Genomic DNA, 20,564 nt, shown 5'->3' on the forward strand with positions numbered 1-20,564 from the left:
TCTCCATGACTGCACCGGCGTCATCGCCGGCAGCGATCGGGTGGCGACGCAGCTTAACGTCCGGTTGCGACGAACGGAGACTTCATTCCGTTTCGCCCAGCTCACGATACCGCTGCCCGATCAAGGACTTGAGCGTCGTCACCTGACCGCGCCGGCCAGGGTGGTCAGCTCCGCTTCGGAAGCGCCACCGACGATCAACACCGTCCGGGTCGGTTCGAGCAGCACCAGCGCCTGCTCGCCACGGCGCGCCGTGTACCGCTGCCAGGCGCGCCCACCGACCTGCGCGCTGCCCTCGGACTGGGCGGCGTCGGTCAACTCGGCCGGCAGGAGCTTCTCCACCGGCACGTTGCTCTGCACGAGCTGCAGACCGCCGCCGCTCGGTGTCACGTACCCGATCCGCAGCGTCCGTGCGCCGTCGACCTGACGGAAGCCCGCGCTCGTCGGATGCCAGCCGTCCCCGAGCCCCGTCGGCTCGCTGACCGGGAACGCGTTCGCGGACCGGGCCTCGGCGACCACGGGGGCCGGGTCGACCACGACCGGCGCGTCGGCGTCGAGGACGACCCGGTAGAAGCCGAGCAGCACCGCGATCGGCACCAGGAGCACGAGCAGGGACATCGCGATGTCCTTCGGCGATCGCATCAGCCGGTGCTTCTCGGGTACGACGGCGGTCGGCGGCACGTCGACGCGGGGGTCGGTGGGCGACTGGGCGGCACGCTGGGCGGGTTCCACGTACCCATTTTCGCAGCCCACTTCTGTGCCGTGTTTTGGACCACGGTCGACCCGAACGGGCCTTAAGTCGGCGGTCGTGTCAGGATTTCTGACAAAGCTGGAGACGGCGGACGCCGCCACCGCCGACCCGCCCCGCACCGTCGCGAGGAGGATCCGTCATGACCGCCACAACCACCCGTATCCCGCAGGACCTCGACCGCAACCTTGCCCTGGACCTGGTCCGGGTCACGGAGGCCGCCGCGATGGCCGCCGGCCGCTGGGTCGGCCGCGGCGACAAAGAGGGCGGCGATGGCGCAGCCGTCGACGCCATGCGCAAACTGATCAACTCCATCCAGATGCGTGGCGTCGTCGTCATCGGCGAGGGCGAGAAGGACAACGCGCCCATGCTGTTCAACGGCGAGCAGGTGGGTGACGGGACCGGCCCCGAAGTGGACGTGGCCGTCGACCCGGTCGACGGCACCACCCTGATGAGCAAGGGCATGCCCAACGCCCTCGCGGTGCTCGCCGTGGCCGAGCGGGGGGCGATGTTCGACCCGAGCGCCGTCTTCTACATGGAGAAACTCGCGGTCGGCCCCGACTGCGCGGATGTCATCGACATCAACGCGGGCGTAAGGGAGAACCTGCGCCGCATCGCCAAGGTGAAGAAGTCCAGCGTCTCCGACGTCACCGTCTGTATCCTCGACCGGCCGCGACACGAGTCGCTGATCCGCGAGGTACGCGAGGCCGGCGCCGGGATCCGGTTCATCTCCGACGGCGACATCGCGGGCGCGATCTCCGCCGCGCGGGAGGAATCCGATGTCGACGTGCTGATGGGCATCGGCGGCACCCCCGAGGGGATCACCGCCGCCTGTGCGCTCAAGTGCATGGGCGGGGCCATGCAGGCCAAGCTGTGGCCGCACGACGAGGCCGAGCGGGAGAGGGCGCTGGCCGCCGGGCACGACCTGGACCGGGTGCTGAACACCGACGACCTGGTCACCGGCGACAACTGCTTCTTCGTCGCCACCGGAGTCACCTCCGGCGACCTGCTGCGCGGCGTCCGCTACCGCTCGGGTGGCGCCTACACCCAGTCGATCGTGATGCGCTCCAAGAGCGGGACCATCCGGGTCATCGACTCCTACCACCGTCTGGAGAAGCTGGCCCGCTACTCGGCCGTCGACTTCGACGGCCGGCCCCTGGCCGACCAGGAATGACCGCGGCCGACGTCCGCACGTCCCGTCGGAGGACCGCGACATCCCGGCGGGCGGTCGGCGTCGCGCTCGCGGTGGTCTCCGGGGGCGCGGTGGCGGTGCAGTCGCGCATCAACGGCGAGCTGGGCGTACGGCTCGGCGACGGCGTCGCCGCCGCGACCGTCTCCTTCGGCGTGGGGCTGCTGGTACTGCTCGTGCTGGTACCGGCCACCCCGGTCGGCCGGCGCGGCCTCGTTGCCGTCCGTACCGCGCTGCGTGACGGGTCGCTGCGACCGTGGCAGTGTCTCGGCGGCCTGTGCGGCGCACTCCTGGTCGCCTCCCAAGGGCTGACCGTGCACGCGCTGGGCGTGGCGGTCTTCACCGTGGCGGTGGTGGCGGGGCAGTCGGCGAGCAGCCTGGCGGTCGACCGGGCCGGCATCGGCCCGGCCGGACGGCAGGCGGTCACCGGGCCCCGACTCGCCGGAGCGGCGCTGACCGTGCTCGCGGTACTCCTGGCGGTCGGTCACCGCCTGGGCAGCCCGACGGCGCTGGCCCTCGCGGTGCTGCCCGCGCTCGCCGGGGTCGCCGTCGCCTGGCAGCAGGCGGTCAACGGCCGGGTGCGGGTCGCCTCGGGGAGCGCGTTGACCGCCGCGCTGGTCAACTTCGCCGTGGGCACCGGGGCGCTGCTGACCGCGTACGCCGTGGACGTGGCCGCGCGCGGCTGGCCGACCGGCTCCTGGCCCACCGAGCCGTGGCTCTACCTCGGTGGCCCGATCGGCATCGTCTTCATCGCGATCGCCGCCGCCGTTGTCCCGTTGACCGGGGTGCTGCTGCTCGGACTGGCCACCATCGCCGGCCAGATCGTCGGGGCGGTCGGGCTCGACCTGATCGCGCCGCCGGCTGCCGGGCGTCCCGGCCTGAATACGCTGCTCGGCGCGGCGTTGACGTTGGTGGCGGTGACCGTCGCGGCCGCCTGGAGCGGCCGGCAGAAGATCGGCCCCTGACCGGCATCACGACAACGGCGGTATGTGGATCGGCCTCGGCCACGGCGGATCGCCGAGCATCACGCGCTGGCGCGGCTTCCCCAACCGGGCCGCCGATATTGCCATGAACAGGCCCGGAACGGTGCCCGCCAACGCGGCCAACGCGGCGGTCGCGGGACGGACCGGGGTGCCGTTCGCCCAGCCGACCAACGCCACCAGGGTCAGGACGAGCGTCAGAACGGCGGCGAGCAGAACCTCGCCGTACCAGCGTGGCGGTGGGCTCGCCGACACGATCATGATCGGCATGGCCACCGCGAGCCCGATCACGAAGAGCGCGGTCAGCAGCAGCAGGAACGGGGTGAACAAATCCATCGGCGCGACGCCGACGAGGGCGGCCAGACCGGCCGCGGTCGCCAGCAAGGGGTAGAAGGGGAACGCGAACCACCGGTTCAGGCCGTTGCGCCGGCCGATCAGATCGCCCGCCACGATCACCACCAGCGCTGCGAGGACGATCGCCAGGACGATCCCCACGAGCAAATCCAGCGCCCGGAACGACGTGTCACCTCCGTCCAACGGCGGCAACGGCATCTCCTCGCCGGCGAACCGGTTTTTGACGCCGAACCCGACCCTGTCCCACCGGCCGTCCGCACGGCGGACCGCGTAGCCGTCGCGGCCATTCGCGACCACGACGAGGTGGCCGGCAGTGGCGTCGAGCACGGCCAGCTCGTGGGATACCAGGTATTTGTCGGGATCAGCTAGGTCCGGGTACGACCGGGAGAGAATGAACCGCTGGTCATCCGTGACCTCCCAGCTCAGCCGCCAGCTCGCACCGCCGTCGCGGCTCTCCTCGACCCGGATCCGCCCCGGGATGATGCGGTAGCACCGGGCCGGCTGCGCTCTGGAACAGGCCGAGCGCACGGGCTGGCGGTCGGCGTCCAGCACCCCGGCCTCGCCCGGAGTCAACGGGCGCCAGGTCGCACCGGCGTCGTCGCTGATCGACCACCCGATGTCTCGCCCTGCCGGATCGTGGTAGGCATTGACCTCCCCCACGGCGAGCTTGCCGTCGAGGACGGCGGCGCCACGAGCGTCCGGATAGCTGGGCGCGGAGGTTGCCGCGACGCCGAGCAGGGCGACCGGCAGCACCACGGCGACCCGCAGCACCCGGACCACCCGCGTGGGAGCCGGACGGAGCCGGGCTTGCGACCAGGTCCACCACGCCACCGCGAGGGCGGGCAGCGCGAGGAGGTCGGTCGGATCGGCCAGCACGACCGAGGGCCCGTTCACCACGCTCCAGGCGGCCGAGGCGACGCCCGCGCCGTACCCGGTGGCTTTTACCGCCGTGAACGCGGCTCCGACCGAGGCCAGCCCTGCCGCGACGGCGATCCGCGACGGCAGCCGCGGCACGAGTAGCGTCGCCACCACCGCCACCAGCGGCGGCGCGAGCACCATGCCGGCCACGTCGCTGAGCTTGCCGGTCGCCCATCCAGGAAAAGCGGTTTTGAGCACGTGGTCATTGACCACCAGTACGACGAGCGCGATCACGGTTACCGGATGCCCGAGCCATGCCAGGGGCGCGCCGGCGCCGCCGGGGGCCGGCCGCTCACCTCTGCAATGGATCATCTGGTGACGGTCGCAGCCACCGATAACGACCGAGACACGGGTAGGCGATGTTTCCGGTACGGAGACGAGCGTCAGCCGGCGTCGGAGGAGTGACCGGGGAAGAGGTGGGCGGCCGGGTCGATCACGATCGCCGCGTTGTTGACCGCGGTGGCCGCCTCGCCGAAGCCGGTCGCGATCAGTCGGACCTTGCCCGGATATTCGGTGATGTCGCCGGCCGCGAAGATCCGCGGTCGGTTGGTGGCCATCGTGCTGTCGACCATGATGTGTCGCTTGTCCAGCTCCAGGCCCCACTCCGCAAGGGGGCCGAGGTCGGCGGTGAACCCGAGCGCGGCGACCACGCTGTCGGCGCGGACCGTCTCCGTGCCGCCGCCCTTGACGGTGATGTCGGCGCCGGCGACCCGGCCGTCGCCGTGGATGGTGGTCACCTCGGCGTTGACCATGATGCGCACGGGCAGGTCGCGCACCCGCGCCACGGTCGAGGCGTGGGCGCGGAACTTCTCCCGACGGTGCACGAGGGTGACCGACCGGGCGAGCGGCTCCAGGGCCAGCGCCCAGTCGAAGGCGGAGTCGCCGCCACCGACGATGAGCACGTCCTGATCGGCGAGGTCGGCCAGGCGGGGCACGAAGAAGACGATCCCCTCGCCGACGAAGGCGTCGGCGGCCGGCAGCGGACGGGGGGTGAAGCTGCCCAGCCCGCCGGTGATGATGATCGACCCGCAGTGCAGCTCCTCGCCGGTGGCGAGACCGAGCAGCGGCCTGCCGTCCACGTACGACAATTTCTCGGCCCGCGTGCCGAGCAGGTATTCCGGCGAGAAGGGCGCGGCCTGCGCCACGAGATTGGCCACCAGGTCCCGCCCCTTGATCGACGGAAAACCGGCGACGTCGTAAATGACCTTCTCGGGGTACATGGCGGTGACCTGGCCCCCCGCCTCGGGCAGCGCGTCGATGACGGCGATCGACATACCACGGAAACCGGCGTAGTAGGCCGCGAACAGGCCGGCCGGGCCGGCCCCGACTATCGCGACATCGACCTCACGCATCTGCTCACCGTCGCCTCTCGCTCATGGATCAGCGTTCGTTGGTGCAGACGCTAGGTGGTCGCCAGCCGGCGGACAAGACGCTTCCCGGTTGCGACCGCTCACCCGGTCGGTCCAACGTGCGGGCTACGGCAGCGAGAGCGTGGATTCCGGCGCGTACGGGTCGTCGTGACGCGGCCGACGGCGGCGGAACAGGATCGCCGCGACGATGCCGCCGAGGAAACCGAAGAGATGCCCCTGCCAGGAGATGCGCGCGTCGGTGGGGAGGATGCCGATCAACTGCCACCCGTTGAGGAGGCCGACCAGCAGCACGACCGCGAAGTTCCACCAGTTGCGCTCCACGATGCCCCGCATCAGCAGCAGCCCGAGGTAGCCGAAGACCACGCCGCTGGCGCCGACGACGACCGTGTTCGGCAAGCCGGTGAACCAGACGCCGAGCCCGCTGATGAACATGATGACCAGCGTGGAGAAGAGGAAACGGCGCGCCCCGGCGGCGAGCACGAACGTGCCGAGCAGGATCAGCGGCATGCTGTTGCCGTAGAGGTGGTCGAAGCCGTCGTGGAGGAAGTGCCCGAAGAAGACGCCGTCGAGCCCCTGGATGTCCCACGGGATGATGCCGACCGTCACGTCGAAATTCGCCGCCAGCCAGACATCCAGCGCTTCGATCGCGAAGAGCACCGGGATGACCGCGCACATCGCCACGAAGGCCCGGCCGAGCGCGGCGTAGAAGGCGTCGGTGCCGAACCGGTTCGGATCGCCACCTCGCGACGCCGCGTCGAAATCCATCCTCAAGTAGCTATCAGGTCTGTCGGGTCACCGCCACCCGCCCGAGGACGGCCACCACGTTCTGCGGGCCGAAAAGAGGGACACGAACCGTCGGTTCGTGCCCCTCTTTCACGCGGTTCGGTCAGGCGCCTAGTACCAGCCGACGCTCTGCGAGTGTGACCACGCCTTGCAGGGCGAGCCGTACCGGTCCTTGATGTAGCCCAGCCCCCACTTGACCTGCGTCGCGGGGCTGGTCTGCCAGTCGTCGCCGGCGGAGGCCATCTTGCCGCCGGGCAGTGCCTGCGGGATGCCGAAGGCGCCGGACGAGGAGTTGCGGGCCTTGTGGTTCCAGCCGCTCTCCTTGTTCCACAGCTTGTCCAGGCAGGGCATCTGGTCCAAGCCGAAGCCACTGTCGAGCAGGACGGCGCAACCGATCGCGCGGTTGCCGCTGTATTCCTTGCAGGAGGCCGGGATAGGCCCGGTGTAGGGCTTGGTCGCCGTGCTGGCGCTCTCGGCGGCGGCGCGCTTCTTGCGGCTGGCGGCCTGCTCTGCCTTCTTGGCGCGCTGCGCCTCGGCCTTCGCCACCTCGGCGGCCTTGCGGACCGCCTCGTATTCGGCTGCGCGGCGCTCGGCACCGGCCACCATCTGCGCGCGATGATGCTCCTTGACCAGCTGGAGCTCGGCCTCGTCGGCCTCGGAGGCCAACTGAGCGTGGATCGCTTGCTGCTGGATCTTCCGGTCGTCTCCGAGGTAGTAGCCGCCCACGACGCCCACGAGGAGCAGGGTGACGGCAAGCGCCCGGATACCGAACCGGCTCAACAGCCGACTCACGAGGTGGTCCCTTCGTCGGGGGCAAGGACACGGCGCGACCATCGGGTCCACCTCGGACCCACGCCTCCGGGCCGACCCCATGACAGGGCGGCCCGGCATTGTTGGTCACGCCGTGAGCGCCCGATCCCCGGGGGGATCGACGTCAACAACGATCAGAATCGATGTCGTTGACGCGTGGGCGCTCGCAAGACACCATCGCGCACAGTGTGGCTGATGGAAAACGGTACCGGTCCATTGTGACGTTAGACACGCCGCTTATCCGGACGAATCCGGACTAAGCGGCGTGCCAACGGTCTCTAACGAGGAATGTCCTCCAGCAGATCCGTGACGACCTCCGCGATCGGTGACCGCTCCGACCTCGTCAACGTCATGTGCGCGAACAGGGCATGCCCCTTGAGCGCCTCGATCACCGCGGTCACACCGTCATGCCGCCCCACCCGCAGGTTGTCGCGCTGCGCCACATCGTGAGTGAGCACGACCCGCGAACCCTGCCCGATCCGGGAGAGCACGGTGAGCAGCACGTTGCGCTCCAGCGACTGGGCCTCGTCGACGATCACGAAGGCGTCGTGCAGGCTACGCCCCCGGATGTGGGTCAGCGGGAGCACTTCGAGCATCCCCCGCGAGGTGACCTCGTCCATGACGTTCTCGTGCACCACCGCGCCGAGCGTGTCGAAGACCGCCTGCGCCCACGGCGACATCTTCTCGGCCTCGGAACCCGGCAGGTAGCCCAGTTCCTGCCCGCCGACGGCGTAGAGCGGGCGGAAGACGATGACCTTCTTGTGTCGGCGGCGCTCCATGACGGCCTCCAGGCCCGCGCAGAGCGCCAACGCGGACTTGCCGGTGCCGGCGCGGCCGCCCAGCGACACGATCCCGATCGACTCGTCCAGCAGCAGATCGAGCGCGACCCGCTGCTCCGCCGAACGTCCGCGCAGTCCGAACGCCTCCCGGTCACCGCGCACCAGCCGGACCGTCTTGTCCGGCAGCACCCGCCCGAGCCCCGACCCGCGCGGCGAGTGCAGCACGAGGCCCGTGTGGCACGGCAAACCGGCGGCCTCGTCCAGGTCCAGCGCCCCGCCGCCGTACAGCTGGGTCATCTGCTCCTCGCCGAGTTCCAACTCGGCCATGCCCGTCCAGGTCGGGTCGCTGGCCTGCCCGTGCCGGTACTCGTCGGCGGTGAGGCCGACCGAGGCGGCCTTGACCCGCAACGGCATGTCCTTACTGACGAGCGTGACGTCACGCCCTTCCGCGGCGAGGTTCAACGCGACGGAGAGGATGCGGGTGTCGTTGGATTCGTTGCGGAACCCGGGCGGCAGCACCCCGTCGTCGGAGTGGTTGAGCTCCACCCGCAGCGTGCCGCCGAGTTCATTGGTCGGCACCGGCTGGTCGAGTCGGCCGTGCTTGATACGCAGATCGTCGAGCATGCGCAGGGCCTGCCGGGCGAACCAGCCCAGTTCGGGGTGGTGCCGCTTTCCCTCCAGCTCCGAGATGACCACGAGCGGCACGACCACTTCGTGCTCGGCGAAGCGGTGGAACGCTCCCGGATCGGAGAGCAGGACAGAGGTGTCCAGGACGTAGGCCCGCGCCGGTGGTGCGGGCTCCCGGCCGTCGTCGCCGGAGGCGGACGAAGCCCGGCGTCCATTTCTGGCACGACCGGTCGAGGAAGGGGCGGTCGGGTCCTGATTGGCCCGAGAATTGGTACGGCGAGTCGTCACAGGCCTGCTCCGGCGGACGTGCACCCGGACCGCCCGCGTTCCGCCACGTCCGGAGCCCGGTGCACGGGGTCGGATGCGGGCCCCGTGGCGTCAACGTCGCAGGTCCGGGCCGGCCGGCTGGCGCGGGATGACCCCGTGCCATGCGTAGACGCTAGCGGCCGGACACCGATTCGGGCTAGTACGAACGCGTTGCGGTGCGAACAGTTCACCCCGGCGACAACGAGAGGCCGGCCGGGGACCCAGTGGATCCCCGGCCGGCCGGGAGGGACCGGCCGGGATGCGTGCCCCCTGCGCGCATCCCGGCCGAGGGGATCACCATCACCGGTCTGACGGTGATCCCACACGGTGCGTGTCCGCCGCGGACAACGCACCGCAATCGCGGGTGGCCGCTCACTCCACCACGCCGCCGGCTGTGACTACCGGCCGGCGAGCGCTTCGGTGGAGTGCCGTCCGCCGTTGGTCGCAGCCCCCGCGAAAGAGGCGCCCGTGTACGTCGTTCCTCGACGTACGGCGGTGTGGGCGTTGTTGGGTGTCGTGGGTGATGGCACCGCCAACACCGAGGCGATAGCCGCCTGCGCCTCTCGACGCCGGCGGTTCCAGGCCCCCCGGTCGCCGTCGAAATAACCTTGTCGGTACCCGAAGCGGTACCCGATCCGATAACTGAGCTGTCCATGCAGCCGGCCGGCCGCATAGCTGGACGAGCCCAGCAGCAACACCAGAAACACCGCGAAGAAAGGGCTCACGCCATCACCTCGCTCCGGTCCGGGACGTGCCCCGCCGGTCGCGCGACGCGCCGCTCATGTCTCCTCCGACTCGAAGGAGGTCGGATCGTCGGTGAGCAGCCGATCCACATCCTCGGTGCTCACCTCCTCGACCAGCTCGACACTGATCCGGCAGCCGTCGAGGACGACCTCGGCGATCGAGGCGCGCCGGATCTCCCCGCCCGCGTCGTACACCCGCACACTGAGCTCCGGACAGCCCAGGTGTGCCCGCCACGAGTTCCACTCCGTCCGGTCACCCACGTTGAGCGAGAGGTACCGGCAGCCACGGGCGAGATACATCCGCCACGGGGCGCTCAGTCCGGCGGCCACCCCTTCGGCGATCAACCCGAATGCCTGGGCACGGGTCGCAAGCTCCGTCACCGCGTCACCCCTGTCCCGCAGGAGTGACGATTCTGACCACAGATCGTCTCAAGCACGTGACAGAGCCTAGAGCGTCACATATGCGTGACAGCATCAGCTTTTCGGATGATTAGCGCAGGCCCTAAGTCCAACTAGTCTGTCCGTGTGACACCCCTCATTTCAAGCAAGACACGGCTATCCGACGCTCGCGAGCAACTGTCACGTGCGCAGTACAAATTCGATCATGACGCGGGCGATCGCGAGAACCCGCCGTACCGTCACCCGATGCCGGACAGCTCTGCGGGGCGCAAGATCGCTTTTGCCGCCTTCGTACGCAAAGCGCTCAAAGACGCACGGGAAACGCGGGCCTGGACCGGCTCCGAGGTCTCCCGTCGCACCGGCGTCTCCCGCCAGACGATCAACCGCTGGGTACGCGGTGAATGGGCCAGCGACCCCGAAGCCGAACGCGTCGTCGCGTTCTGCGAGGGCCTCGGGATCAATCCGATCGTGGCCTTCGGCGTCCTCGGCTGGGATCGGGCCGCGCCCGCCCGGCCCGTGCCGGCCGCGCCCCCGATGGACCCCGACGTAGAGGCGCTACTACGCCGACTTGTCGACCCGAACGTCTCAGAGGCGGAGAAGTTCCACATTCGAGAGACAATCCGGTACCTGGCCTACCGGCCACCACTTCCCGCCGAACCCCGCAAAGGCCCCAAGCGCGCCGGGTAGTTGCGCAGATGGCGAAAGAACCCCGGCGGAGACACCCGGTTCCCGGGCGTTTCACCGCTCAGTCACGCTAGCGTCCCTCTCCGTACTGCTTGGGCTCGTCGACGGCGGGGGGACGGGACAAGGCCGAACACAGCCCTGCGGGACAGAAGGAGGGGTCTCGTCCATGGCCCTGAAGTGGACAGCAATTGTGGTGTCGTCCGTCGCGGTGACGCTCTGCGGAACCGCCAACGTTCTGGTTGCCGTGCTCCACGCCGGCCCCGTGCCGGCCGTGGTCAACATGTTCGCCATCGCCTGTGCGGCGGTCGGCACTCTGGTGGCCGTCATCGCCGATCTCCACGATCGGCTCGATGTTCGGGTCACCGCCCTGACCGAGTTCCTCGTCGCCCGGCTCAACGAGCTCGACACCCACACCGGGGACCGCAACGCTGGGTTCGTCGAGGGCTACCTGCTCAGCCACGGCCAGGACGCCGCGGTGGTCCAGATGGCGCCGCGGATGCACGGCCGCCGGGCAATGACCGGAGGCGACGACTGACACGCCGCCGATCCTTCGGAACGCGAGGTGACAAGCGAGTACGCTGACGCCCGTGCGGCCGTTCGATCCAGGCAACCCGAGCCTGACCCGTCCCCTCACTGCCGACCAGGCGTGGCGGGCGACCAGAGACCGGGTAGGACGCTGTCTCCTGTTCTTCGACTTCGACGGCACCCTCGCGCCGGTGCTGGATGACCCGACCGCGGTGCGGCCAGCACCCAAGGTCCTCGCCGCGATCGACGCCCTTGCCGGGGTCGTCCAGCGGATCGCGATCGTGTCGGCCAGACCGGTCGAGTTTCTCCGCGAACAGTTCTCGTCAGTGCCCCACGTCGACCTCTACGGCCTCTACGGACTGGAACACAGCCACGACGCCGGGCCGACCGTCACCGAGCCGGCGGCCCTGCCCTGGGTGCCGGCCATGGCGGAACTCGCCGAACGGGCCCGCGCCGAGCTGCCCGCCGGCACCCTGGTCGAATACAAGCGGCTGTCGGTCGCCCTGCACTACCGGACCGCGCCTGAGATGTCCGGTGTGGTCGAGGCGTGGGGGCTGGCCCAGGCGGAGCGGCTCGGGCTGCGCGTCCAGATCGGGCGCATGGTCATCGAGCTGAAGCCGCCGGTCGACCGTGACAAGGGCCTGGTGATCGGCGAGGCCGTCGAGTCGGCCGGCTGCGCATGGTATTTCGGCGACGACGTCTCGGACATCAAGGCGTTCACGGCACTCCGGGCGCGGGAGCAGGCCGATCCGGAGTTCTTCGGCGTGTGCGTGGCGGTCACCAATCTGGAGACCGGTCACGAGGTCGCCTCCGCCGCCGACCTCACGGTCGAGTCCCCCGAAGCCCTGGGCGATTTCCTGACCTCCGCCGTGCACACCCTGACCTAGTGCATCCCGCTCCGCCGTTGGTCGCAGTTCCTTGATCAATGCAGAATGCGAATAGGGCGATCGGCGCGGAGGCGGGAACCCGCCGTTGATCCCGCCGCCGTCAGGCGCCGTAGCGGCGTTGCCGGTCGGCGTAGGACCGTAGCGCGCGGAGGAAGTCGACGTGCCGGAAGTCCGGCCAGTTGACGTCACAGAAGTAGAACTCGGAGTGCGCGGACTGCCACAGCAGGAAACCGGAGAGCCGCTGCTCACCGCTCGTCCGGATGACCAGATCCGGATCCGGCTGGCCACGCGTGTAGAGGTGCTCCGCGATGTGATCGACGTCGAGCACCTCCGCCAACTCCTCGAGCGTGCCGCCGGCGGCCGCGTGCTCGTGCAGCAGCGAGCGCACGGCGTCGGCGATCTCCCGCCGCCCGCCGTAGCCGACCGCGATGTTGACCTGGGCGCCGCCGGCACGCTCCTGGGTACGCTCCTCGGCCGCCTTCAGCGCGGCCGCGGTCTGCCCGGGGAGCAGGTCGAGCGCGCCGACGATCCGCAGCCGCCACGGGTTGCCCTCTTCGGCGAGCTCGGTGACGAGGTCCTCGATGATCTGCAGGAGCGGGTCGAGCTCGCTCGCCGGTCGCCGGAGATTGTCCGTGGCGAGCAGGTAGAGCGTGACGTGGCCGATGCCGGCCTGGTCGCACCAGTTCAGGACATGCTTGATCTTGGCGGCGCCGACGCGATGGCCGTCGTTGGGGTCCACGTACCCCATTTCCCTGGCCCACCGGCGGTTGCCGTCGCACATGACGCCGACATGACGCGGCACCGGCTTGCCGGCCAGCCTTGCCGTCAGCCGCCGCTCATATACCGAATACAGCAGGTCCCGCAGAGTCATCCCCAGCAGACTAGCGACTCCACCGACGGTGATCCCTAGCGGCTACCGCGCATTGCGGGATGCACCACGAGTCCGCTGGCGATCATGGCGATTGTCCGTCCGTCGAGGCGGCCGTCGCCGAGCCCGAGTTCGACCACCGACTCGAAGATCCGCTGGTCACGCGCGGCGGCCGCCGAGCCCGCGGCTCCCGCCCCGACGACCACCACGTCGAACCGCTCCATCCGGCTCACCTCCCGGACGGGACAGCCGTCGGGTGGGAGGCCGGCACGACGGGGTCGGCGCGGTCGGCGCGCCACAGCGCGTAGAGGGCGACGCAGGCGGCGGCGACCAGCGGGCCACCGTCGCGGACCAGTCCGTCGACGCCGAGCAGGAGCCAGCAGAGCGGCAGGTCGATGAGGAGCACCAGGAGGGTCACGACGACGAGCAGCCCGCGCGCCCACCGGCGGCCGCGCAGCGCGAAGAAGGTCGCGAGGAGTACGGCGTAGCTCGCCGCGATCCCGGCCGCGAACCAGAGCACCACCGCCGGTACGGCGGCGAGTCGGCCGTCGATGATCGTGCCGACGGCGACGAGACAGGGCACCAGCATCAGCGGGCTGTAGGTGAACGCGGCCACCCGCGACGTGAGCAACCAGGCCGCAAGGGGCGGTCGGCGGGGCGCGACCTGCCGCCAGCTGATCCCCCGCCGGTCGACGACGAGGCGCGCGGGGTTCCGGACCAGGAACGCCTGGACCTGTGGCGACCGGTAGAGCAGCCAGACGACCGTGGTGCACAAGGCGGCGACCAGCGCGAAGCCGACCACGCCCGGCCAGGTCGGCGCACCGGTGCGCGGCACGATCAACCGCGCGACGGCGAAGACGGTGGTCACCGAGAGGATCAGACCGAACGGTCTGGCGCCGGCCCGGCCGCGCCGGACATGCCAGATGAGGATCAGGAATCCGAGGCACCGCAGCAGGGCCCACCCGGAGCGGACCGCGAGCCCGAAACCCTGCTCGCGCGCGTACCCCCAGTTGAGGAGGTCGGCGGCGGCGGTCGCGACGGCCGTCGCCACGAGCAACCCGGTCAGTGCGCGGACGGCCGGCGGCCGGCCGGCCGTTGCGGGGGTCGCGGCGGGCGCGGGCACGCCGCGAATGTACCCCGGTGACGGGGGGCGACACGCCTGCGCCACGGGCGGCCCCGCAGTGCGGGACCGCCCGTGGCGTTGGGTCAGCTGGCGGCGTCGAGTCGCGCCTTCAGCGCGTCGAGCTCCGCCCAGAGCACGCCCGGCAGCTTGTCACCGAACTTCTCGAACCACTCGGTGACCTGCGGGATCTCGGCCTTCCACTCCTCGACGTCGACCCGCAGCACAGCTTCGAGCTGCTCGCGGGTGATGTCCAGGCCGGACACGTCGAGCGCGTCGGCGGTGGGCACGAGGCCGATCGGCGTCTCCACGGCCGCGCCGCGCCCGTCGAGCCGCTCGACGATCCACTTGAGCACCCGCGAGTTCTCGCCGAAGCCCGGCCAGAGGAAGCCGCCGTCTTCGTCGCGGCGGAACCAGTTGACGTAGAAGATCTTCGGGAGCTTGGCGGCGTCGCCGTCGGCCCCCTTGCCCATCTCGATCCAGTGCCGGAAGTAGTCGCCGGCGTTGTAACCGATGAACGGCAGCATCGCCATCGGGTCGCGGCGCACCACACCGACCTGGCCGGCGGCGGCCGCGGTCGTCTCCGAGGAGAGGGTGGCGCCGAAGTAGACCCCGTGCACCCAGTCGCGCGCCTCGGTCACCAGCGGGATGGTGGTCTTGCGGCGGCCGCCGAAGAGGATCGCGTCGATCGGCACGCCCTTCGGGTCGTTGTACTCGTCGGCGAGGATCGGGCACTGGGTGATGGGGGTGCAGAAGCGGCTGTTCGGGTGGGACGACGGCCGGTCGCTGTCGGGCGTCCAGTCGTTGCCGTGCCAGTCGGTCAGGTGCGCCGGCGGCTCACCCATCCCCTCCCACCAGATGTCCCGCTCGTCGGTGAGCGCCACGTTGGTGAAGACCGAGTTGCCGCGGTCGAGGGTGCGCATGGCGTTGGGGTTGGTCTTCCAGTCGGTGCCGGGGGCGACGCCGAAGAGGCCGTACTCCGGGTTGACCGCGTAGAGGCGGCCGTCCTCGCCGAAACGCATCCACGCGATGTCGTCGCCGATCGTCTCGACCTTCCAGCCCGGAATGGTCGGCTCCAGCATCGCGAGGTTCGTCTTGCCGCAGGCCGACGGGAACGCCCCGGCGACGTAGCGCACCGCCCCCTCGGGGGAGGTCAGCTTCATGATCAGCATGTGCTCGGCGAGCCAGCCCTCGTCGCGCGCCATGGCGCTCGCGATACGCAGGGAGTAGCACTTCTTGCCGAGCAGCGAGTTGCCGCCGTAGCCGGAGCCGTAGGACCAGATCTCACGGGTCTCCGGGAAGTGCGAGATGTACTTGGTCTGGCTGCACGGCCAGGCCGCGTCCTGCTCGCCGGGGGCGAGCGGCGCGCCGATCGAGTGCAGCGCGGGCACGAACTCGGCGTCGTCGCCCATCGCGTCGAGGACGGTGGCGCCCATCCTGGTCATGATGCGCATCGAGGCGACCACGTAGGGGCTGTCGGTGATCTCGACGCCGAACATCGGGTTCTCGGCCTCGATCGGGCCCATGCAGAACGGGATGACGTACATCGTGCGCCCACGCATGCAGCCCCGGTAGAGCTCCGTCATGGTGCGCTTCATCTCGGCCGGCGCCATCCAGTTGTTGGTGGGACCGGCGTCCGCCTCGTCGACCGAGCAGATGAAGGTGCGCTCCTCGACCCGCGCGACGTCGGTCGGGTCGGTGCGCGCCCAGAACGAGTTGGGCTTGCGCTCGGGGTCGAGACGGACGAGCGTGCCAGCGTCGACCAGCTCGTCAGTGAGCCGGCGCCATTCAGCCTCGGAGCCGTCGACCCATACGACGCGGTCCGGGGTCGTCAGTTCGACGACCTCGTTGACCCAGGAGAGCAGCTTCGGGTGGGACGTCGGAGTGTCCGCCGACCCGCGGACAGTGGCCGGAGCAGTCATGACATATCTCCTTGTGGTCGACGTTGACCGGTTTGTGGGATACGCAGCGCCAGCGGGCGAATGTCGCCACGCCTGTACGAAATCCGGGGGGTTTGGCTCAGCGTAAACGGAACCACCGTTCAGGGCACCGGGAGTGGTTGTGAAGAACTGCACAAGGTCCGGCCAAGCTGCAGTAAGGCGATTTATTGGCCGGCTCAGTGCGCACTTTCGCGCAAATGTTTCAGAGAGATCACAGGGAGCCGTTGCCGATCACGCTTTCGGCCGTTGATCAATCGACTGGGCACGCCTCTTCCGTCCCCCCGCGAGGTGCCCTAAGGTAGCGCAAAAGGTACTTCTACGGTTCAACCGCCATAAATTTTCCCCCTCGCCACCTCTGGAGGCGGCCGGTGCCCACCGAGATCGACCTGAGCGACACGGATCTTCTCGATGCCGTGCGTGCCGGTGACACCGGCGCGTACGAGGCGCTCTACCTGCGGCACGCGGGCGCCGCCCGCGCCCTCGCGTACGCCCTGGTCGGTCGCACCGCGGACGCGGAGGATCTCGTGGCGGAGACCTTCGCGAAGGTGCTCGCCACGCTCCGGGCCGGTCGCGGGCCGCAGCTGGCCTTCCGCGCCTACCTGTGCACCACGCTGCGCCACCTCCGGTACGACCGGATCCGCCACGAGCGGCAGCTCGAACTCACCGACGACCTCACCCGGTACGAGTCCGGGGTGCCCTTCGACGACACCGTGCTCGACCAGGTGGAGCGCTCCTACGCGGCGCGCGCGTTCGCGCAGCTGCCCGAGCGCTGGCAGCAGGTGCTCTGGCACACCGCCGTGGAGGGTGAGCCGCTGGCCCGGGTCGCGCCCCTGCTCGGGCTCACCCCCAATGCCGTGGCCGCGCTCGCCTTCCGGGCGCGCGCCGGCCTGCGGCAGATGTACCTGCAGGAACGTTCGCGGGGCGCCGGCGACGCGGCATGGCACCGGGCGGCCAGCTGTCGACGACCGCTGCTGCGGGGCCAGCTGGATGGATGACGCCCGGAGCACCCCAGGTTCTTAACAGTCGTCCGTGCGGACAATGCTCGTGCAATAGAGCCGGTACGCTCAACGTCGTGCCTGCGACCGCCACCGGCGAGCCACCCGTGTCCTCTGGTCTGAAGCAAGGGCTGCTGCATGCCCTTCGAGACCGTTTCGGCCATCTCTTTCAAGAGTTGGGCAAGTTTGGCACGGTTGGCGGTATTTCATTCATCGTCGACATCACGCTGTTCAACCTCTTCCGCTCAGGGCTCGACATGGAAGTCCTGGCGGCCAAGACGCTGTCGACGATCGTCGCCGCGTCGGTGGCCTTCGTCGGCAACCGGTTCTGGACCTGGCGGCACCGCGAGCGCTCCGGGCTCGGCCGTGAATACCTGCTCTACTTTGTCTTCAACGCGATCGGGCTGGGTATCGGCCTGGGATGTCTGGCCATCAGCCACTACGGGCTCGGCAGCGCCTGGAGCTCGTTCCAGACGCCGCTCGCCGACAACATCGCCGCCAACGTCGTCGGCGTCGCCCTGGGGACCCTGTTCCGGTTCTGGGCCTACCGCCGCTTCGTGTTCGTTGGCGCAACTACACGGGATGCGCGGACTCCGGTCACGAAGAGTCACTGAGGGCGTGACCTCCACCCCATCCGTACCCGGTCGGCACGAGCCGATCGCCTGACTATCGTATGGTGGCCGAATGCGTCTTGTCCGCCTGCTACCCGAACGTTGGCAGAAGCTGTTGCACGAGGCGCTCAAGTTCGGCGTCGTGGGCGGCATCAACACCGTCATCAACTACGCGGTGTTCAACGCCCTGGCGTTGACGATCTTCGCCGACGGTCAGCTGAAGGCGACCGTGATCGCGGCCGTCGTCGCCACCATCACGTCGTACTTCATGAACCGGCACTGGACCTACCGGGACCGACCGAAGTCCGCGCTGCGGCGCGAATACTTCCTCTTCTTCCTGTTCAACGCGACCGGCGTGCTGATCGAGGTCGGCATGCTGGGGCTCGCGAAGTACGGCCTGGGCATGGACAGCCTGCTCGCCCTCAACATCGTGAAGACCCTCGGCCTCGTCGTCGGCACCGTCTTCCGGTTCTGGGCCTACCGCACGTTCGTGTTCCGGTCCGCGCCGGCCGACGCCGCGACCGCCACCGTGGACGGTGCGGTCGTCTCCGAACTGGACCCGGTCGCCGACCTGGCCGAGGCGACGACCGAGCACGAGGAGCAGCCGCGGTCGGCGGACGCGACCCCCCAGCGACGTTCGCCGAAGCAGGGCCGCCCCGACTTCGATGAGTTGACCAACGGTCTCGAGGCCGAACTCGTGGACCCGATCGACGTCGAGCTCGAGGTCGAGATTGCCAACCGCCGCCGTCCCGCCGCCCGCTGACGCCACCACGGTGCGGTCCGGCACGGGCTCCGACGCCGAGCTGTTTTTTGAGGATCTGGCGCCCGGACGTTCGTTCGATCTGGGGATCACCACGGTCGTCGAGGCCGAGATGGTGGCGTTCGCCCGACGCTTCGACCCGCAGTGGTACCACGTGGACGCGGAACTGGCCCGGCAGAGCCATCACGGTGGCCTGATCGCCAGTGGATACTTCACCGTCAGTCTGTTCATGCGCGCCTACGTCGATCACGTGCTCGCCCGTGCGGCCGCCGACGCGTCACCCGGGCTGGAGGAGTTGCGCTGGCTCGCGCCCGTGCGGGGCGGAGACCGGCTCGCCGCCCGGCTCGACGTGCTGGGCAGCAAGCCGTCGACCGCCCGGCCGGGGCTCGGCACGGTGACCCTCGGCGGCACGATGACCCGGCTCGACGCGCGGGACCGTCCGGAGCAGGAGGTCATGCGGACGAGGTTCCGGGGCTGGTTCGCGATGCAGGTCGGGCCACCGGCCTAGGCGCTGCTGTTACGCCCCCGCGGCGCGCGGTGCGCCGTCGCGGACCTCGTGCATGATCTCGCGCATCTCCTCGTCACCCAGGGTGTGCTTGTCCTGGTTGGCCTCGATCAGCTCGTAGAGCGTGGTCTGCACCCGCTCCACGTGGGGGATGTCGGTGAGCACCGACTGGCCCCGCTCGCCGGCCGACTCGATCGTCAGCGTGCCGCAGCCGAGCAGCCGCTCGACGAAGTGCTGGCTCATGGAGTGGTCGTTGACCCGGCCCAGCGGAATGTCGCGGCGGTCGCGGGAGAGCACCCCGTGCTGCAGCAGGACCCGCTCGTTGGTGAAGACGTAGTGCGTGGTGCGCCAGACCAGGAACGGCCAGAGGGTCAACCAGAGCCCGAGGAGCAGCGCGATCGCGGCGATCACGTAGAGCCCGATCGTCCCGGCGTTGCCCTGGGGCAGCAGCATGAATCCGGCGACGACCGCGGCCAGGGCGACGGCCAGGACCAGGATCGGTCGGATCATCGTCTTCCAGTGCGGGTGCAGGTGTAACACGACGTGCTCGTCTGCGGTGAGCACGTCATCGGGGAATGCCACGCCAGCCTCCTCTTGGACCGGTACGGCCGGTGGCGTCCGGCCGGTGGATCGGAATCGATCCGCGCTGACCGTAGCGGCTCGCCGCCATCGGCGCTGTCACCCCGCGCCGCGTCGCCCCACACGTTCCCGCCCTACCGTGCCGACCGGGTGTGCGCGACGGCGGGCGTCGCCGTCAGCGGAGGTGGAGAATGTCGCCGGCGGCGATCGGATGATCGACACCGGCCGTGTGGACGACGAGGCGACCATCGGCGTCCACCGCCGTGGCGAGCCCGGTCAACCCCTCCCCCGACGGCAGGAGAACCCGCACCTCCCGGCCGAGCGTGGCGCAGTGCTGCACGTACGCCTCCCGCAGACCGCACGCCTGCGCGTCGCCGCCCGCCTCACGCCACCGCCCGTACCAGTCGGCGACGGCGCGCAGCAGCGCCCGCAGCAGCGGATCGCGGTCCGTGGCCGCGGCACCGGACAACTGCAACGAGGTGGCCGGCAGGCCGGTCGGATTCTCCGGCAACTCGTCGGCGCGGAGCGTCACGTTGAGCCCGATGCCCAGCACGACGGCCGGCGCCTCCCCGTCCGGCACGGCCTCGGCCAGGATCCCCGCGCACTTCGCCCCGCCGATCAGCAGGTCGTTCGGCCACTTCAGCCCGGCGGGAAGCTCGGCCAGCCGGACCACCGCCTCGACGAGCGCGACGCCGGCGAGCAGCGGCAGCCAGCCGTACCCGGTCAAGGGTGCCGGCGGCCAGCCGCGCTCCGGGACGGCCACGCCCGGGCGGAGCAGCACGCTGGTCGCGAGCCCTGCGCGCGGCGGCGACGACCAGGCGCGGCCCAGCCGGCCACGGCCGGCGGTCTGCCGCTCCGCGACCACGACCAGTCCTTCCGGCTCGCCGGCCCGCGCCGCCGCGGCGGCGTCCGCATTGGTCGACGCCGTCTCGCGACGCAGGTCCAGGCGGGTCCAGAGCCCATCCGCCGTGATCAAAGCCCGCTCGAGGTTGCGGGGATTGAGCGGCGGACGGTCCAGATCGCTGTACGGGGACGCCGGCATCCGGCCAGCCTACGGCCGGCGATTGAGGGAAACTCCACACACCAC

22 protein-coding genes and 1 pseudogene are annotated in these 20,564 nt (G+C 70.1%); 9 read left to right on the forward strand and 14 right to left on the reverse strand.

The genetic code is table 11. From position 1 onward, the window contains the following. Positions 1-138: 138 nt before the first annotated feature. Positions 139-750, reverse strand: a complete 612-nt coding sequence (locus AB0J06_RS01385; protein WP_357423313.1) for a DUF4245 domain-containing protein — start codon at positions 748-750, stop codon at positions 139-141. Positions 751-887: 137 nt separating this feature from the next. Between AB0J06_RS01385 and glpX the strand changes: the two genes are divergently transcribed. Both glpX and AB0J06_RS01395 read left to right on the forward strand, forming a co-directional pair. Further along, positions 888-1,919, forward strand: coding sequence for a class II fructose-bisphosphatase (gene glpX, locus AB0J06_RS01390; RefSeq protein ID WP_357423315.1), 1,032 nt, complete (start codon positions 888-890; stop codon positions 1,917-1,919). Then, a complete protein-coding gene (locus AB0J06_RS01395) occupies positions 1,916-2,899 on the forward strand; it encodes a DMT family transporter (RefSeq protein WP_357423317.1) in 984 nt (327 codons plus the stop codon). Before glpX ends, AB0J06_RS01395 begins: the two co-directional genes overlap by 4 nt. Positions 2,900-2,905: 6 nt before the next feature. On the opposite strand, the gene AB0J06_RS01400 is transcribed toward AB0J06_RS01395, so the two are convergent. From AB0J06_RS01400 to AB0J06_RS01430, 7 genes are all read right to left on the reverse strand, one after another. Next, positions 2,906-4,498, reverse strand: coding sequence for a hypothetical protein (locus AB0J06_RS01400; protein ID WP_357423319.1), 1,593 nt, complete (start codon positions 4,496-4,498; stop codon positions 2,906-2,908). Positions 4,499-4,569: 71 nt separating this feature from the next. Further along, a complete protein-coding gene (locus tag AB0J06_RS01405) occupies positions 4,570-5,538 on the reverse strand; it encodes an NAD(P)/FAD-dependent oxidoreductase (protein WP_357423321.1) in 969 nt (322 codons plus the stop codon). 123 nt (positions 5,539-5,661) lie between these two features. Continuing rightward, positions 5,662-6,321 (reverse strand): rhomboid family intramembrane serine protease, encoded by a 660-nt coding sequence (locus AB0J06_RS01410; RefSeq protein ID WP_357423323.1) that lies wholly within the window; start codon positions 6,319-6,321, stop codon positions 5,662-5,664. Positions 6,322-6,450: 129 nt separating this feature from the next. Continuing rightward, entirely contained in the window at positions 6,451-7,131 is a 681-nt protein-coding gene (locus tag AB0J06_RS01415; RefSeq protein WP_357423325.1) for a lytic transglycosylase domain-containing protein, read from the reverse strand. Between the two features lie 296 nt (positions 7,132-7,427). Further along, complete coding sequence (locus AB0J06_RS01420; RefSeq protein WP_357423327.1) at positions 7,428-8,843, reverse strand: PhoH family protein; 1,416 nt, start codon at positions 8,841-8,843, stop codon at positions 7,428-7,430. 416 nt (positions 8,844-9,259) lie between these two features. Continuing rightward, positions 9,260-9,586 carry a hypothetical protein gene (locus AB0J06_RS01425; RefSeq protein ID WP_357423329.1) on the reverse strand — a complete coding sequence of 109 codons (327 nt, stop codon included), beginning with the start codon at positions 9,584-9,586 and terminating at the stop codon, positions 9,260-9,262. Between the two features lie 54 nt (positions 9,587-9,640). After that, positions 9,641-9,985, reverse strand: a complete 345-nt coding sequence (locus AB0J06_RS01430) for a hypothetical protein (RefSeq protein ID WP_357423331.1) — start codon at positions 9,983-9,985, stop codon at positions 9,641-9,643. A gap of 264 nt (positions 9,986-10,249) precedes the next feature. Here AB0J06_RS01430 and AB0J06_RS01435 point away from each other — a divergent pair, with 264 nt between their 5' ends. The 3 genes from AB0J06_RS01435 to otsB all read left to right on the forward strand — a co-directional run bounded on the left by AB0J06_RS01435 (position 10,250) and on the right by otsB (position 12,099). Further along, positions 10,250-10,690 (forward strand): helix-turn-helix transcriptional regulator, encoded by a 441-nt coding sequence (locus tag AB0J06_RS01435; RefSeq protein ID WP_357423333.1) that lies wholly within the window; start codon positions 10,250-10,252, stop codon positions 10,688-10,690. A gap of 163 nt (positions 10,691-10,853) precedes the next feature. Beyond that, positions 10,854-11,222 (forward strand): hypothetical protein, encoded by a 369-nt coding sequence (locus AB0J06_RS01440; RefSeq protein ID WP_357423335.1) that lies wholly within the window; start codon positions 10,854-10,856, stop codon positions 11,220-11,222. A 52-nt stretch (positions 11,223-11,274) separates the two neighbouring features. Then, positions 11,275-12,099 carry a trehalose-phosphatase gene (gene otsB / locus AB0J06_RS01445; protein WP_357423337.1) on the forward strand — a complete coding sequence of 275 codons (825 nt, stop codon included), beginning with the start codon at positions 11,275-11,277 and terminating at the stop codon, positions 12,097-12,099. A gap of 100 nt (positions 12,100-12,199) precedes the next feature. Here the strand turns inward: otsB and AB0J06_RS01450 are convergent, their stop codons facing one another. The 4 genes and pseudogenes from AB0J06_RS01450 to AB0J06_RS01465 all read right to left on the reverse strand — a co-directional run bounded on the left by AB0J06_RS01450 (position 12,200) and on the right by AB0J06_RS01465 (position 16,009). Beyond that, a complete protein-coding gene (locus tag AB0J06_RS01450) occupies positions 12,200-12,970 on the reverse strand; it encodes an isoprenyl transferase (RefSeq protein ID WP_357423340.1) in 771 nt (256 codons plus the stop codon). Between the two features lie 35 nt (positions 12,971-13,005). After that, positions 13,006-13,140 (reverse strand): annotated as a pseudogene (locus tag AB0J06_RS01455) (geranylgeranyl reductase); the annotation flags it as partial. Between the two features lie 56 nt (positions 13,141-13,196). After that, the gene (locus AB0J06_RS01460; RefSeq protein WP_357423341.1) at positions 13,197-14,090 is read right to left on the reverse strand and encodes a hypothetical protein; all 894 of its coding nucleotides are present in this window, start codon (positions 14,088-14,090) and stop codon (positions 13,197-13,199) included. Between the two features lie 83 nt (positions 14,091-14,173). Beyond that, the gene (locus AB0J06_RS01465) at positions 14,174-16,009 is read right to left on the reverse strand and encodes a phosphoenolpyruvate carboxykinase (GTP) (RefSeq protein WP_357423343.1); all 1,836 of its coding nucleotides are present in this window, start codon (positions 16,007-16,009) and stop codon (positions 14,174-14,176) included. Positions 16,010-16,395: 386 nt separating this feature from the next. Between AB0J06_RS01465 and AB0J06_RS01470 the strand changes: the two genes are divergently transcribed. From AB0J06_RS01470 to AB0J06_RS01485, 4 genes are all read left to right on the forward strand, one after another. Further along, positions 16,396-17,022 (forward strand): sigma-70 family RNA polymerase sigma factor, encoded by a 627-nt coding sequence (locus AB0J06_RS01470; RefSeq protein ID WP_357423345.1) that lies wholly within the window; start codon positions 16,396-16,398, stop codon positions 17,020-17,022. Positions 17,023-17,099: 77 nt separating this feature from the next. Continuing rightward, positions 17,100-17,636, forward strand: coding sequence for a GtrA family protein (locus tag AB0J06_RS01475; RefSeq protein WP_357423347.1), 537 nt, complete (start codon positions 17,100-17,102; stop codon positions 17,634-17,636). Positions 17,637-17,706: 70 nt separating this feature from the next. Continuing rightward, a complete protein-coding gene (locus AB0J06_RS01480) occupies positions 17,707-18,396 on the forward strand; it encodes a GtrA family protein (protein ID WP_357423349.1) in 690 nt (229 codons plus the stop codon). 10 nt (positions 18,397-18,406) lie between these two features. After that, positions 18,407-18,901 carry a MaoC/PaaZ C-terminal domain-containing protein gene (locus AB0J06_RS01485; protein ID WP_357423351.1) on the forward strand — a complete coding sequence of 165 codons (495 nt, stop codon included), beginning with the start codon at positions 18,407-18,409 and terminating at the stop codon, positions 18,899-18,901. A gap of 9 nt (positions 18,902-18,910) precedes the next feature. On the opposite strand, the gene AB0J06_RS01490 is transcribed toward AB0J06_RS01485, so the two are convergent. After that, positions 18,911-19,480: a PH domain-containing protein gene (locus AB0J06_RS01490; protein WP_357423353.1), complete on the reverse strand. Its 570-nt coding sequence runs from the start codon at positions 19,478-19,480 to the stop codon at positions 18,911-18,913. 172 nt (positions 19,481-19,652) lie between these two features. Further along, positions 19,653-20,519: a biotin--[acetyl-CoA-carboxylase] ligase gene (locus tag AB0J06_RS01495; RefSeq protein ID WP_357423356.1), complete on the reverse strand. Its 867-nt coding sequence runs from the start codon at positions 20,517-20,519 to the stop codon at positions 19,653-19,655. Positions 20,520-20,564: the final 45 nt, after the last annotated feature.

The sequence above is a fragment of the Micromonospora sp. NPDC049679 genome (assembly GCF_040659735.1).
Lineage (GTDB): Bacteria > Actinomycetota > Actinomycetes > Mycobacteriales > Micromonosporaceae > Micromonospora_I.